Origin of the sequence: Acinetobacter sp. ATCC 27244 (assembly GCF_000156555.1) — a bacterium.
Taxonomy (GTDB): domain Bacteria; phylum Pseudomonadota; class Gammaproteobacteria; order Pseudomonadales; family Moraxellaceae; genus Acinetobacter; species Acinetobacter haemolyticus.
In genome coordinates, this window is record NZ_GG665971.1 from 1 (window position 1) to 15152 (window position 15152).

The 15152-nt window shown below is 38.2% G+C and carries 13 protein-coding genes and 1 pseudogene; 9 read left to right on the forward strand and 5 right to left on the reverse strand.

The features are described from left to right. The 3 genes and pseudogenes from HMPREF0023_RS16795 to HMPREF0023_RS15340 form a co-directional block, all read left to right on the forward strand. Positions 1-252: pseudogene (locus HMPREF0023_RS16795) on the forward strand (hypothetical protein); the annotation flags it as partial. Between the two features lie 182 nt (positions 253-434). Then, positions 435-1925, forward strand: a complete 1491-nt coding sequence (gene phoA / locus HMPREF0023_RS15335; RefSeq protein ID WP_008942525.1) for an alkaline phosphatase — start codon at positions 435-437, stop codon at positions 1923-1925. A gap of 82 nt (positions 1926-2007) precedes the next feature. Continuing rightward, positions 2008-2661 (forward strand): CDP-alcohol phosphatidyltransferase family protein, encoded by a 654-nt coding sequence (locus tag HMPREF0023_RS15340; protein ID WP_017396733.1) that lies wholly within the window; start codon positions 2008-2010, stop codon positions 2659-2661. A gap of 19 nt (positions 2662-2680) precedes the next feature. Here the strand turns inward: HMPREF0023_RS15340 and HMPREF0023_RS15345 are convergent, their stop codons facing one another. Further along, complete coding sequence (locus HMPREF0023_RS15345; protein WP_005080539.1) at positions 2681-3373, reverse strand: SprT family zinc-dependent metalloprotease; 693 nt, start codon at positions 3371-3373, stop codon at positions 2681-2683. Beyond that, the gene (gene rpiA / locus HMPREF0023_RS15350; protein WP_005080537.1) at positions 3373-4044 is read right to left on the reverse strand and encodes a ribose-5-phosphate isomerase RpiA; all 672 of its coding nucleotides are present in this window, start codon (positions 4042-4044) and stop codon (positions 3373-3375) included. Before rpiA ends, HMPREF0023_RS15345 begins: the two co-directional genes overlap by 1 nt. A gap of 98 nt (positions 4045-4142) precedes the next feature. Here rpiA and ilvA point away from each other — a divergent pair, with 98 nt between their 5' ends. The 3 genes from ilvA to HMPREF0023_RS15365 all read left to right on the forward strand — a co-directional run bounded on the left by ilvA (position 4143) and on the right by HMPREF0023_RS15365 (position 7828). After that, entirely contained in the window at positions 4143-5687 is a 1545-nt protein-coding gene (gene ilvA, locus HMPREF0023_RS15355; protein WP_008942527.1) for a threonine ammonia-lyase, biosynthetic, read from the forward strand. A 151-nt stretch (positions 5688-5838) separates the two neighbouring features. Continuing rightward, positions 5839-6489 carry a potassium channel family protein gene (locus tag HMPREF0023_RS15360; protein WP_004639247.1) on the forward strand — a complete coding sequence of 217 codons (651 nt, stop codon included), beginning with the start codon at positions 5839-5841 and terminating at the stop codon, positions 6487-6489. Between the two features lies 1 nt (position 6490). After that, positions 6491-7828 carry a TrkH family potassium uptake protein gene (locus HMPREF0023_RS15365; RefSeq protein ID WP_004639248.1) on the forward strand — a complete coding sequence of 446 codons (1338 nt, stop codon included), beginning with the start codon at positions 6491-6493 and terminating at the stop codon, positions 7826-7828. Positions 7829-7841: 13 nt separating this feature from the next. On the opposite strand, the gene HMPREF0023_RS15370 is transcribed toward HMPREF0023_RS15365, so the two are convergent. Genes HMPREF0023_RS15370 through HMPREF0023_RS15380 form a run of 3 tightly spaced genes read right to left on the reverse strand, consistent with a single transcriptional unit; the run spans position 7842 to position 12481 of the window. Continuing rightward, on the reverse strand, positions 7842-8351 hold the full coding sequence (locus tag HMPREF0023_RS15370) for a cysteine peptidase family C39 domain-containing protein (RefSeq protein ID WP_008942528.1): 510 nt from the start codon (positions 8349-8351) through the stop codon (positions 7842-7844). Next, entirely contained in the window at positions 8352-9521 is a 1170-nt protein-coding gene (locus tag HMPREF0023_RS15375) for a phospholipase A (protein ID WP_004639251.1), read from the reverse strand. It abuts the gene before it with no gap. A 20-nt stretch (positions 9522-9541) separates the two neighbouring features. After that, entirely contained in the window at positions 9542-12481 is a 2940-nt protein-coding gene (locus tag HMPREF0023_RS15380; RefSeq protein WP_004639252.1) for an insulinase family protein, read from the reverse strand. Between the two features lie 226 nt (positions 12482-12707). Between HMPREF0023_RS15380 and HMPREF0023_RS15385 the strand changes: the two genes are divergently transcribed. The 3 genes from HMPREF0023_RS15385 to HMPREF0023_RS15395 are packed head-to-tail and all read left to right on the forward strand — an operon-like array spanning position 12708 to position 14679. After that, on the forward strand, positions 12708-13721 hold the full coding sequence (locus HMPREF0023_RS15385; protein WP_004639253.1) for an adenosine kinase: 1014 nt from the start codon (positions 12708-12710) through the stop codon (positions 13719-13721). Positions 13722-13737: 16 nt separating this feature from the next. After that, positions 13738-14046, forward strand: a complete 309-nt coding sequence (locus HMPREF0023_RS15390) for a Rieske (2Fe-2S) protein (RefSeq protein WP_005080525.1) — start codon at positions 13738-13740, stop codon at positions 14044-14046. Between the two features lie 21 nt (positions 14047-14067). After that, a complete protein-coding gene (locus HMPREF0023_RS15395) occupies positions 14068-14679 on the forward strand; it encodes an OB-fold-containig protein (protein ID WP_005080523.1) in 612 nt (203 codons plus the stop codon). Positions 14680-15152 lie beyond the last annotated feature (473 nt).

A 15152-nucleotide genomic window follows, 5' to 3' on the forward strand; every position in this document is an offset into this window, starting at 1 on the left:
ATAAAAGATAATCAAAAGTTTCGATCCAAGTTAGATGGTGACAGCACAGATAATTTATTAAGAGTGAATAAAGCTGATCACGAATATCTGCTAAATAGCAGCTCCCCTGAGCCTAAGCAAGGCGAACTTCAATATGAATTTGTGCAATTACACCTTAAAGAAAATCAAGTATTAAGTGCCAGTGCAGGTTTGGATAGTCGAAAAGCACCAGAGCAATTACAAAGTACACTGTTACAATGTAATTTCAGCTAATCATAATTAAATCAGGCAATTGAAACATCATTTTTGATTGCCTGATTTAGATTAAGAAATCAAATTTTCATTCATTGTTAGAAATATTAATTTTTATTGTCATTAAACCGTCATCAAATGTTAACCAAAACTTCATATCTATTAATTAGTTTACTTATCAACTAATTTTTAGAGAAAAAACTTTGAAACTAAAACCATTACTTTTACCTATATTAATCACCTCTCTATTATTTACCGCATGTGGCGGAGATGACAATAATTACTCATCATCAAATCAACCTTTAGAAAAACCAAAGCCACCCGTAACAACACCTCAATTTAATGGTGAACTTCTTGAAGTTGGTGCAAATGGTAATGTTAGTGAATTTGGCGGAGCAACTCGTTTAAAAAAAGAACGTACTCAAGCAATGCGAGAGTCTCTGAGTGACAAAACCGTCAAGCATGTAATTCTATTTATTGGTGATGGTACGAGCGATTCTGAAATCACCGCAGCACGAAACTATGCAGAAGGCGCGGCTGGTTATTTTAAAGGCTTGGACGTCTTACCTTTCACTGGAAGCTATACGACTTATTCATTAAATAAAGATGGCGAAGTTGATTACGTGACCGACTCCGCAGCATCAGCAACTGCATGGGCTTCTGGAATTAAAACTTATAACAATGCCTTAGGCCTAGATATTCGCGGAAACCATCATGCAACACTATTAGAGCTAGCAAAAAAAGCTGGATTTGCGACAGGTAATGTAACCACCACAGAGCTGCAAGATGCAACCCCTGCCGCTTTAGTCTCGCATATCAGCGCACGTAAGTGTTATGGACCAAATGAAACCACTAAACGTTGTCCTGAAAGCGCATTGGAAAATGGTGGATTAGGTTCGATCACAGAACAGCTTTTAACAACACGTGCTGACATTACTTTAGGTGGCGGCAAGAAAACATTCTATGAAGTTGCAAAAGCAGGTCCTTTCAAAGATAAGACCTTACTTGAACGCGCAAAATTAGAAAATTATCGTATTGTTGAAGACCTAAACTCGTTAAAAGCAGTTGATAGTGCCAATCAAAACCAGCCTTTACTCGGCTTATTCGCCGATGGCAACCTTCCCGTTATCTGGAGTGGTCCAGTAACACAATTAAATGGACATAAAAAAGGTGCTGAAAGCTGCCGAGATAATAGTGCCTTTTCTATTCAAACACCACGCTTGGCACAAATGACAGAAAAAGCGATCGAGCTATTAAGCAACAATGAAAAGGGCTTCTTTTTACAGGTTGAAAGCGGTTCTATTGATAAACGAAATCATGCAGCCGATCCATGTGGACAAATTGGTGAAACTGTACAGCTTGATGAAGCCATTCAAGTTGCTCTTAAATTTGCAAAAGAACACGGCGAGACATTGATTGTTGTAACAGGTGATCATGCACATACAAGCCAAATTATACCAATAAATGGAGATAGCCCAGGACAAACTGCAGCTCTGAAAACCAAAGATGGGGTGGCAATGGCAATCAACTATGGCACCGCTCCAGAGGGTTCAAGTCAACATCATACTGGTGCACAAGTCCGTATTGCGGCTTATGGACCTCGTGCTGCGAACGTATCTGGCTTACTAGATCAAACAGATTTATTCTTTATTATCCGTGATGCGTTAGGCATTCAACAAAACGCCTCAAGATAAACAGTACCAATTAAGGCGACCACAATATTTGTGGTCGTTTTTATCTATGGAAATTGAGTCATGCACATAACCACTAATGTGAATGCTATACTCTTTCCAACATGATGATTCAAGCTTAAATTTGATGCCAATCACAAAGAAAATTCCTAAACTCCTTATTTATTTAAGGCTCATCCTTGGCATACTCATTGTTATTATTACCCTAATGCAAATCAAATTTTATCCCATTTACACTGTAATCTTCCTGACATTAGGACTTCTCAGTGACATTTTTGATGGCATCATCGCTCGACATTTGGGCATCTCAGATCAGAGTCTACGTAGATTAGACTCAAATATTGACCAAATTTTCTTTATCTGTGCGATCAGTGCAATTTATTTGCAGCAACCAGAGTTCTTTAAACAACATATTTTTCCAATCATTATTTTAATTATCTTTGAAGCATTCACTTATATCATCAGCTACTTTAAATTTAAGAAAGAAATTGCAACTCATACGATTGGGGCAAAAATATGGACTTTATTTTTATTTGCATTGCTGGTTCAAATCACACTTACAGGACAATCACAACTTTTATTTAACGCAGTTATTTGGCTAGGAATCCTGACACGCATTGAAATTATCGCAATCATTCTCACACTCAAGCAGTGGCAGAATGATGTGCCTAGTCTCAAACAAGCTCTTCGTTTAAGACGAGGATTAGAAATTCAACGCAATCGTTTTTTTAATGGTTAAATAAACCAATCAGACGTTATTATTTTTGATAGTACCAACTCGGTAATTGAACCTGCTTCAACTGTTTACGATGTTCGATGTAATTTCTATCATGTTTCGCAACTTCAGCCCAAAAAGCTTCACTATGATCAAAATGTTTGGTATGTGCCAATTCATGCACACAAACAGAGCGAACAATCGACTCAGGCATCAAAACCAAAGCTGCATTTAACATGATGTCATGTTTAGAGGTACAACTTCCCCACCTTGTCTTTGGTTTTCGGACTGTACACGCTTGGTAAGGCAAGCCGATTTCTCGGCTGATTTGATTTAAATATTCAGGTAAAAATTGTTTTGCATAAGCCAATACCGCTGCTTGTAGTGCTTTTTCAGACTCTATCTCTCGGATAAATAACGTCTGTAATTCCCAATTAAATATAAAGATGTGGCGTTGTTTTTGTTTCACAATGGAGAATGGTTGAGTATGGGCGAATAATACCAATTGCTCAGGAAAAGTGGATGTTTGAAGCAGTTGCTGTTGTTGCTTCGCCCATGTAGCCAAAAGCCAGGGTTCGGATTGATTTAAAAATTGTTGAATCTGACGTTTAGTACAAAACAGCGGTACCGTCAAACGAATGCCAGTTGGCTCGACACGCAAACGCAAATTTCTCGCCCTTGCATGTCGAACTACTTTGACTTCTGGTAATGGTGTTTCTACAGAAACAGATACCATTACTGCGCTACACGCTCTTCAATTCCATTATTGGTTGCAACAATTGCGATCGTTGCTGCATTGAGTGCGAAAATACCATTGGTTACAACACCTGGGATGTTATTTAATGTTTTCTCTAACTCAATTGGATTGAGGATATTTAAATTATAAACATCCAAAATCACATTCCCATTATCAGTCACAACACCTTCACGATATACAGGATCACCGCCTAAAGCGACAATTTTACGTGCGACAGCTGAACGTGCCATCGGGATCACTTCAACAGGTAACGGAAAATCACGTCCTAATTGCTCAACCCATTTCGAATCATCAACTATACAAATAAATTTTTTGGCAATAGAAGCAACAATTTTCTCACGTGTCAACGCGGCACCACCACCTTTGATCATATGCATATGACGATCTATCTCATCAGCTCCATCTACATAAGCATCTAGGCCGCCTACAGAGTTCATATCAACAACTTCGATACCCAATTCCTTAAGGCGTTCTGCTGTTGCATTTGAACTCGCAACTGCTGCTTCTAATTGCAATTCAGGTAACAAATCAATTAAAAAGTTAACCGTACTTCCAGTTCCTACGCCCAAAATGCCGCCTTTAGGCAAATGTTTTAAAGCTGCTTTAGCCGCAGCTTGTTTTTTTTCATCTTGGGTTGCATATAGACTCATGACTTCACTCAACTATTTTGACATTTGCTGTAAGAAAACAGCGCAAATGCACAGGGGTTTGCTACAATGATCCCCTATTTTAAACTGTTATAGGGAAGATGAACATGCTGTCTCGTGTGGTACGACAAATTTTACAAGCAACGGTTTATGATGTTGCGATTGAAACACCGCTAGAAGCAGCTCCACGAATTAGTCAAAAAATTAATAATAATATTCGATTTAAACGTGAAGATTTACAGCCTGTTTTCTCCTTCAAACTTCGCGGTGCTTATAACCGTATTAGCCAGCTTCCAAAAGACCAACTTGAGCGTGGGGTAATCTGTGCTTCAGCAGGAAATCATGCTCAAGGTGTTGCTTTATCAGGAAAAAAATTAGGTATCCATGCCATCATTGTCATGCCAAGCACCACACCTGACATTAAAGTACAAGCTGTTAAAAATCTTGGTGGTCAGGTGGTTTTACATGGCGACAGCTTTGATATCGCGAATAAATATGCCAAACAACGTGCTGAAGCAGAAGGTTTAGTTTTTATTCCGCCCTACGATGATGAACTGGTCATTGCTGGACAAGGCACCATTGCCAATGAAATCTTACGTCAGTGGCGTGATGTCGAATATGTTTTTGTTGCTGTCGGCGGTGGTGGTTTAATTGCAGGTGTAGCTGCCTATCTAGGTGAAGTTGCACCACACGTCAAAGTGATCGGTGTTGAGTATGAAGAGTCAGCTTGTTTAAAAGCTGCACTCGCGGCCAATGAACGTGTGATTTTACCGCATGTTGGATTATTTGCAGATGGCACAGCAGTTGCACAAATTGGTGAACTTCCTTTTGAAATGGTACAACTGCGTAAATCAGACAATTCAGGTCCGATTGTTGATCCAACAATTGTTACGGTAAATACCGATGAAATCTGTGCTGCAATCAAAGATACCTATGATGAAAATCGTAGTATCGTTGAACCTTCTGGTGCAATGGCTTTGGCTGGTATAAAAAAATACGTTGCCGAACATCAAATCAGCGATAAGAACATGGTCTCAATTGTTTGTGGTGCAAACATGAACTTTGATCGCCTCCGTTATATTGCTGAACGTACTGAATTAGGTGAACGTAAAGAAGCAATCTATGCTGTCACCATCCCTGAACAAAAAGGTGCATTTCTTAATTTCTGCCGTTCATTACAGGGTCGCAATATTACTGAATTTAATTATCGTGCAAGTGATAGTAATCAAGCACAGGTGTTTGTTGGTATTAGCCTAAAAGGCGGCGAAACTGAGCGTCACGAAATTCATGAGATGTTAAAGCAGCAATATGAAGTAGATGATCTTTCAGATGATGAAGTTGCTAAACTACATATTCGATATCTAATTGGCGGTCATGCCAATATTGAAAACGAACGTTTATTCCGTGTGGAATTTCCTGAACGACCAGGTGCACTATTAACCTTCCTTGAGCGATTAGGACCAACGCATAACATTACGTTATTCCACTACCGTAATCACGGCGCTGCCGAAGGTCGAGTACTGGTTGGTTTACAAGCCACTGATGCGAAGCAAAATCCGGATGGGCTTATTGAGACGCTTGAACAAATCACTTATCCATATGCTGAAATTAGCGACAATATTGGATATAAGCGTTTCTTAAAGTAAAAATCACAGTCAAGAAAACCGACAGTTGTCGGTTTTCTTTTTATGTGTACTAGACAAATGTTTTCGAGCAACACAAAATCATTACAAAGAGAATTTTTATCCATTTTAAAATAGATAAAAAGACATTCTAATCATTTAGTTAAGGACCGTTATGGCACAATTTGCAGTCATTGGTTTAGGCAGTTTTGGTGCAACTGTTGCACTTGAACTTACTAAGCTAAATCATGATGTTATCGGCATAGACACCCAAAAACGTAATGTCGAAAACCTTGCAGACAAAATTACTCATGCGGTTATCGCAGATGCTACTGATGAACATGTACTAGATGAGTTGAATGTACAAAACTGTGATGCTGTTGTTGTTGCAATCGGTGAAGACATCGAAGCCAGCATTTTATGCGTGCTCAGTTTAAAAAATCTAGGAATAGATAAAATTTGGGTCAAAGCAAAAACCAAAGCACACCATACTATTTTATCTCATCTCAATATTAATAAAATTATTCATCCTGAAGAAGATATGGGTGTTCGCGTTGCACAGGCACTCAACTATCCAATGGTAAGTCGATATATGGCATTGGATGATGATCACTTTATTATTAAAGTTCCAATCAAAGAAAAATTACATGGTATTAATTTATCCGGCTTGATGCAGCTAGCACCTCACGTCAAACTTCTATTGGTTAAACGCAATAAAGATATCTTCTATGAAACAGACACCACCTTTACATTAAATAAAGGAGATGTACTTATCTTAGAAGGATTACTTGTAAATCTTAAAAAACTCTCTGAGTGTTTCCAATAAAATGACAACGAAAACACAGACACAAAAGATTTTTAATCTAAGTCCCCCGTCTCTTCTTGCCATCGGATTTCTTAGCTTTATCGTAATTGGAACTTTGTTACTTAAGCTTCCTATTTCGCATACTGGACAAATTTCTTGGATGGATGCCATTTTCACTGCGACCTCTGCCGTGACGATTACAGGCTTGTCTGTGGTTAATATTGGAGAGTCTTATACACATTTTGGACAATTTATTATTCTGCTGATGATCCAGTCGGGTGGATTGGGTTTTATGACCTTTGCGATATTAGCAGCACTCAGTTTGTCTCCAAAAGTGGGCTTAAAGCAACAGATGATGGCACAAGAAAGCTTGGGACAAACAAGCTTATCGAAAGTCACTTTTATTGCTAAAGGTGTTGTGGCTTATACCATTTTCTTTGAGTTGATTGGCGCTATCATATTATCAACCAGCTTTATTCCTCTTTATGGGATACCAAAAGGACTCTACTACTCTGTTTTTTATAGTATCTCCGCTTTTAACAATGCTGGATTTTCTCTATTTGACAATGGACTGAGCAATTTTTATGGCAATTACTTTATTTGTCTCACCATTAGTCTTTTGTACATCTTAGGTGGAATCGGTTTTTTAGTTTTAATGGATATTAAACAGAATAAAAAATGGAGAAAACTTAGTCCAAACACCAAACTTGTTGTAAGTACCATCGTTATTATCAATATATTTGCCTTCATCATGATTTGGCTCTTAGAATCGCGTAATCCGATGACATTAGGGTCAATGAGTCTTGGTGAACAAGCCGTCAATTCATGGTTTCAAGCCACGGTACCTCGTTCCTCGGGTTTCAATACAATTGACACAGGTTCAATGAATAACAGTACAACACTTCTCACCATGTTACTCATGTTTATTGGAGGTGGCTCTCTGAGTACTGCAGGCGGAATCAAAGTTGGAACCTTTGTCATTTTGGTGCTGTGTGTGGTTGCATTTCTACGACGTAATGACGAAATCCGCATTTTTAATCACGCCATTTCGCAAGAAACGACCTATAAAGCCCTCGCTGTTGCGGCCATAACTGGAATGCTCATATTTCTTGGTGGCTTTATTATATTGATATTAGAACCTGAACTTGATGTACTGGACTTGATGTTCGAAGTGTTATCAGCCGCCTGTACCGTAGGACTGTCGAGAGGTGCGACTGGAGAATTACATGATGGCAGCCTACTTGTCCTGTGCCTATTGATGTTTACGGGTCGGCTAGGACCACTCACACTAGCTTATTTAATCGCTACTCCAAAAAAGAGTCGTTTAAAACACCCTACTGCAAATATTCAGATTGGGTGATGAGGATTGTCATTTAAGCGTGTTCAACAACAACGACTTGCCTACAAATACCATCAGCTTGGCGTTGTTGTTCAAATTCGTTTTTGGTCATTACATCAAAATGATCACAGAAACTAATTTGTTGTTCATCAATAGAATAAATTAAGGACTGATTACCAACGCCTTGAAAAGTATCATAGAATACGATGACAAATTTCCCATGATCAAAGGCTTGCTGAATATCGAAGTAAGACAAAGCAGCTTGAACTGGAATGTTTAAACGCTCAGCATCAAAGTAACTTTGTCTTTCATTATCATCAATATTTGGATCAGGATCGGTATAAAATGAGACCTTAAAACCTATTTTTTTTAATGCTACAGCTAAAGCAATGGTAAATGTACCTTCTTGCTGATCATGGCGACACAAACGAATTAGATCAGCAATATCAATATGGGTATCATATTGTTTTACAATCAACCAAACTGCAAATACACCACAATTTGCCTCTAGCTCCAGCAAAGGTTTAGGAATATTTAAGCCCATTTAATACCAATTCATCAGCGACACACCCAAACCGACATAAGTTGCTTTGTGATTATAGTCAATCAAACTTTCACCATAACCATCAAACAATTGGAAGTGTCCACGCAACTTGCCTGTAATAGGAAATGCCCAATCAAACTGAACTGCGCCATTCGAGCGATCTCCGCCTTTTAATGAATGTCGTAACATTAAAGAAAATTCATTATCACCCTTACGGTAAAATGCGGTTAAATCGCCACGACCAATATAATCCTTAATATCAGGGTTATTATCATCTTTGGCATCTTCTTCTACCCGATACCAAGGACGCAGCATAAGTGCGAAATTATCTTTTTCAAAACCAAGATTAAAAATCACACGGTTCCAACTACGAGATAACGGATCTGAACGACCATTTGATTGGTGGTTCAACGTGACACCAAGCAAACGCGCATTCAAACCTAAAATTTCATAATTGGTTCTAAACATCAAACTCGCTTCAGGTTCATAATTGGTCTCACGAAATGGTCGTGATTCTTCTGAATTGTAAACTTGCCAGCGTGAAGATTGCGTATAGCCCAACCAGAGATCACCATTATTTCCAAAGATATTTTCCCAAGCTTTGGTCTTTAAAGAAAGCTGAAACTTGGCTTCAGATGACGTTAGATTTTGCTTCTCATCTACCGTATTTACAGGATTTGGACTGCTTGGAAATTCATTTTTATTACTGGTCCAAAATACAGGTAACAAATAGACTGGTTGATAGGCACGGATATTCCAAGCACCTAATTTGCTTTCTTCTGAAAGCTCCCAGCGGCGGTCTAATAACGACACGTTTGGATCAAACTTTGGTGCTGGTCCTAATATGTGAAAATCACTGACTTTCTGTACAACTTTGTCTTTTAGTGACTCTGCTTGCGGACTTTCTTTACGCTCTACCACAGGCGCAGATGCAGCCAAAACAGGTTCTGGTGCTGGTTGCTCCACTGACTCGATAATGGTGGGTGCTTTAAAAAGACGGTCATAACATGCTAAACGGTCTGCATTGGATGCTAAAGCGACACAGGCTTCCGCAGTGGCTGGGCTTGCAGGTGCTGTCGCTTGTGCATTTGCCAATGACGTAGTGAGTGAACTGAGTATCGTAATAACACTCAGCCCAAGATGACTACGTTCAAATGATTTGAACGTCATAGATGTCTCCAACTTTTCTTTTAATTAACCTGTTGAATATTAAAACCAAGTTGTTGTAAAGCCTCACGCTTTGCAAATGGAGCAACAACAGCTTTAACTGGTTTCTGTTCGAGTAAATATTGTTTCGCAACACGTTGCAAATCAGCCAAGGTTACATTTAACAAGCGTTCACGTAGTAATTTTCGGAATTTTGGTGTGCGTGCATGCAAATAAGCATAACAAGCAGTAATCGCCTCACCAGCTGGCGAACCTGGCTTATCCATGCTTGCAACAAGACCTAAAATCGCTTCCTCTAGTTGATACGGATACTGTTCGCTGTTTAGTAACCATTGAATACTCGCTTCAAAATCTTTAAAAGTTTCTTCTAAGCGAGGATCTCTATAGCTGTAAAAACGGAATGAACACGCATTTCCATCATAGCTTGCTCCACCACCATATGCGCCACCTTTTTCACGAATCGCACTATGTAAGAAACCGTTACGTAGATAAGCTGCTAGCACCATTAATGGTGCAGCATCAGGATGTGAAACATCAACAGCTTGATAGGCAGATGCACAAAACTGTACATTTGCTTGGATTAGCCATGCCTCATCAACATTGCTATCCACTCGTTCGATCTGAGTCAGTGTTACAGGTGTAGGATCAACCTCTAACTTATCCCAGACGTTTTGGATTTCTTCAACCAATCGATCAGACTGATGTTCTTCACAAACCAATAAGAATTGTTTTGGTGCTTGCAATAACATACGGTGTATTGCTTGTAACTCAACAATGAGTGCCTGATAAGCCTCATCATCTTTGTCAATCTTGCTCACAAGCTCACTGAGCCAATTTAAAGCACCTAGACCAGTATTATGATAATCACGGCGAGCCAATGCACTCATTTGACGAGATGCTGTTTGCATCGCATAGCTATGTCCAGAACCCGATAAACGCGACTGCCAACGAGTTTTACGTTGCTGTAATAACTCGATAATCCGATCTTTCTCATCAAAGCGAAGCTTTTCAAAAGCCAATTTCAATAACTGAATTGCATCAAGTTTTTGTGTAAGTGACTTAGTTGTAAGCGTCAACCAAGCACTAATACGATCCTTATCATCAACCTTACTTCGTAAAGATGCACCCATGCCCAAGCCACCGCTTACAGCCGTTTGGATCTGTTGTAACTCAAGATAATTGTATTCACCTGCACCAACTTCACCCATCAAGATAGACAGTAAATTGAAGTATGGAGATTGAACAATTTCATCAGGGATTTGAATCAAAACTTGTTGATAATAAATACCATTGGTTCCCGCATGATAAAGATTCAATGGCGTGTCTAAACGATTACAAATGATCTCACGCAATTGACCTTGTACGATCTGAAGATCAGCAGGAATGTCCTCCAAGCCAACTTTTGGCAATAACTCAAGGTCATCAGGCGTATCTTGACGCTTTTTTAAAGCATCCGTTTTTTGCTGAATCTCGATCCTTTGTTCTTCAGTTAGGTTCGCAGTAATTTCAGCCAAACGCGCTTGTTCATCTTGTTGTTCTTTTGCTGACTTAGTTGCATCTGGCACCAAAGTCATTTGTACGCGATGTGGATTATCCAACAAGTGTGTCTGTATTAAATTAGACAGCCACATCGGATCTTTTAGCTCTTCTTTGACTTGCTCAATTGCTGAGTCTACATCCCAAACATGAATTGGGTCGTTGTGGTGAATTGCACTACTCAAACCATTCAGAATCAAACTTAAACCATAAGGTGTACCATCACCATTGATTTCACGCTGATGTAATTCGATTTGATGAAGAATTGCATCCACGAGATCCTGATCAACAGGTTTTGATGCAACCTCTTTTAAAATATTTAAAACACCATTTTTGAATGTTTCAGCATGCTCAGCATTTGAACCTTGCACGCCGCAGTAGAAAGTCATTTCAAAGTTACTGTCATCAACACCCATAATTGGTCCTGTAGATTGAGCGTAACCACAGGTTTCTAAATAATGGCGCAATGGCGAGGCAGAGTTTTCTAATAAGATCCCTTCGACTAAACGCATGCCTAAGCGTAACTTAATATCACTTGTTTCTGGCAATAACCATGACAATACGTGATAAGTCTTATCGTTTAAATCATCACTATCAACTGCATAAGATTCTGTTACTGTAATCGGTGCTGCTAAACGCTTCTCTGGTTTTGAATATAAAGTAGTCCCTTGAGAAAACTTATGTAACGCCAACTTTTCAAATTGCTCTTGTAGATCATAAGCACTTTGATTGCCAAAAGTCATAAATACAGCATTACTTGGGTGATAATGGGTTTTATAAAAATCCACCAACTGTTCATAGCTCAAATCTGGTATGTCTTTAGGATCACCGCCAGAGTTATAGTGATAGGTGGTTTCAGGGAATAAATGATGTGCAAGCTGATGATAAAGCTGATCTGTAGGGGCACTCATAGCGCCTTTCATTTCATTAAAAACAACACCTTTATAAACGGCTTGATCATTCTCAAGTTCAATTCGAATCCCTTCTTGAGCAAAGTCCAAAGGATTCAAATTCGCTGAGAAAGCTGCATCTAAATAAACAGATAATAAATTTTGAAAATCTTTTTTATTCTGTGTTGCAAATGGATAAGCAGTCCAGTCTGCTGCCGTGAAAGCATTCATAAACGTATTGAGTGAACGGCGAATCATTAAAAAGAAAGGGTCACGAACAGGAAATTTTTCAGAACCACATAATGCTGTATGTTCTAGGATATGCGCAGTCCCTTTCGAATCCATAGGTTGGGTTCTAAATGCAACCAAAAATACATTTTCGTCATGATTGGTTGCTAAGTGATAATGAACCGCACCAGTAACTTTGTGCTTATATTCTAAAACGTGAATATCGAGTGCTTCTACATGGTGTTGGCGTAATAACTGAAACGCTGGATGAGTCGTTTTAGCAATACTTTCAGAAACATCGACAGTCATATGATCTCCAATTTATCTATTTAAATAGTTACTCTTGAGAGTCTACCGAAGAATCGTAATCGATATCCATGTAAATTAGTCTATTTTTGTAGAAAAATTCATCGACTGAGCGATATCCAAGATGAAAATCTAAAATCATTCTAAACTTGATTTTTTCTCAACAACCTACAGTAATCCTGAGCATTAGTGTAAACTTTATGTTTTGATTTTTAATGTGATGACAAACATGGCAACTGTTGATCTTTTTGCAATTGGGAATGCGCTCATTGACCAAGAATTTAAAGTCTCAAATGAGTTTTTAACAGAACATGCTTTGCAAAAAGGCACAATGCAGTTGGCTGATGGTGAAACTCAATCTGCGTTATATCAAAAACTACAAGATACCCAGACTTATAAAGGGCAAGCAAGTGGCGGTTCAGCAGCAAATACAACGGTTGCTTTTAGTTCATTAGGTGGAACAGCATTTTATGGATGCCGTGTCGGGAACGATGAACTTGGTTCGATTTATTTAAATGGCTTAAATGACGCTGGTATTAAAACCACAGCTCAATCAATCAGTGAAGGTGTCACTGGTACATGCATGGTCCTGATTAGTCCTGATTCAGAACGTACTATGCAAACTTATCTTGGTATTACTGCTGAGCTTTCTGATGAACAAATTGATTTTGAACCATTAAAAACAGCGAAATGGCTTTATATCGAAGGATATCTATCAACCAGTGAATCAGCTCGTGAAGCTGTGAAACAAGCACGCCAAATCGCTAGAGAACATGGTGTTAAGATCGCTCTTTCTCTTTCAGATCCAGCAATGGTGCAATATGCACGTACTGGGCTTGAAGAACTATTGGGTGATGGCGTAGATTTATTGTTTTGCAATGAACAAGAAGCGTTGATGTTTAGCGAGACTGATAATCTCAATGATGCTATTGAAGTTTTGAAAATCAAAAATCAACATATTGTGATTACACAAGGTGCAAATGGCGCAATGATCATTGATCCAGCTCAACAATTTCATGTTGCGGGCCGACATGTTGAAGCGGTAGATGCTAACGGTGCTGGTGATGCTTTTTCTGGAGCATTTTTATATGCAATCAATGCTGGATTAAGCCTACAAGCAGCTGCACAACTTTCAATTTTGATATCAAGCGAAGTTGTTGCCCAATTTGGTCCACGTTTATCAGTCGATCATTACGCTAAACTCTTTGAGCAGTTTAAAACCACACAACAGGAATGTGCTTAACATGGAAAAGATTTGCATGACTGAAGAAGTCCCTGAACGTGAATCGCGTGCGTTTGACACAATGAAAGGGACAACTATTTTTATTACTCAAAAGGATGGTGGTTTTTACGCTTATCAAAACGTATGCCCACATTTGCAAACCGAACTTGAGTATTTAGAAAATCAGTTCTTAGATCAAGATCGTGAATACATACAATGTTCTACTCATGGTGCACTATTCTCAGTTGAAACTGGTGAATGTATTTCTGGACCATGTCTTGGTGACTTCCTTGAAAAAGTTAATTTGGAAGTCCACTCTGATGGTGGTATTTATATTGTTGATTAATTCTTAAATTAGTATTCTGCTATGACTGAGTTTTTTCTAAACTACTATCTGATGCCTTTTCACATGAGTGTAGTCGCTTTGATTGTGCTCAGCATCGCAGAAACAATTGGTATTCTGATTGGGTTACGGCCAAGTCATCTGGTCAAAAAACTGACTCCTGAGTGGATTTTAAACTCACCTCTTTTAGACGTTAAATTTTCGAAATATCTGATCGTTGTTTTCCTGCTGATTAATTTTAGTTTTGCAGGCTATTTTTTAGAACTTTCTTTTTTTGCAATTCAACATTACTTTATCTCCCCTTACTATTTATTTATCCCAGCATTAATTATCGACATATTTTTTACGGTCTTTATGATTCACTGTCTAGATCAAGTGATTAAACCTAAAGTGACTCATACTCACGCTAACTTGGTGGGTCGTTTGGCAACAATTTCCACGGGGAATGCTCGCCCTGGGTTTTCAGCTCAAGCACGTGTTCGTGATGAATTTGGACAACTGTATTATGTACAAGTTGAGCCAGAATATGGTGAGTTAGAGCTACAATCTCAAGTACTATTAATAAGTCAAAGATCAAATGCACACTACCTTGCAAAAAAAATATCTACCTCAAACAAGCTCTTTACGGCTGATTAAAGTGTTAAAAGCACGTTTTACAGTGCATTGTTACAAAAAATAACAATAAAGTATCCAAAAACATCTTCTTTGCCACTTTTTTAAATCAGAACAAATCAATAGAAAAAAGCTAGAGTAATTTCCTCATTTATTCTCCCCCAGAAAACATAGTATTTTACTTGGTTTAATTCATTTTAAATCTTTACGCTGTATATTTTTAAGGCACAGATATACAACCTCATGTAAACATTAAAATTTATTTAATACCCACCATTTTAATCAACTTTTTATTTTGATAAAAAATAAATAACCAACAATTTAAGTTGGAATTTAATATTTAATTATAAGTATTTTAGTCGGATTTAAAATAAATAACCAACTATTTTAATAAGGAATCAATATACAAAAGAATATAATAAATATATTACACTGATTATTATAAGAATTTATGAAAAAATACATTCAAAATACATCTAAATTTTATTTTTATTTAT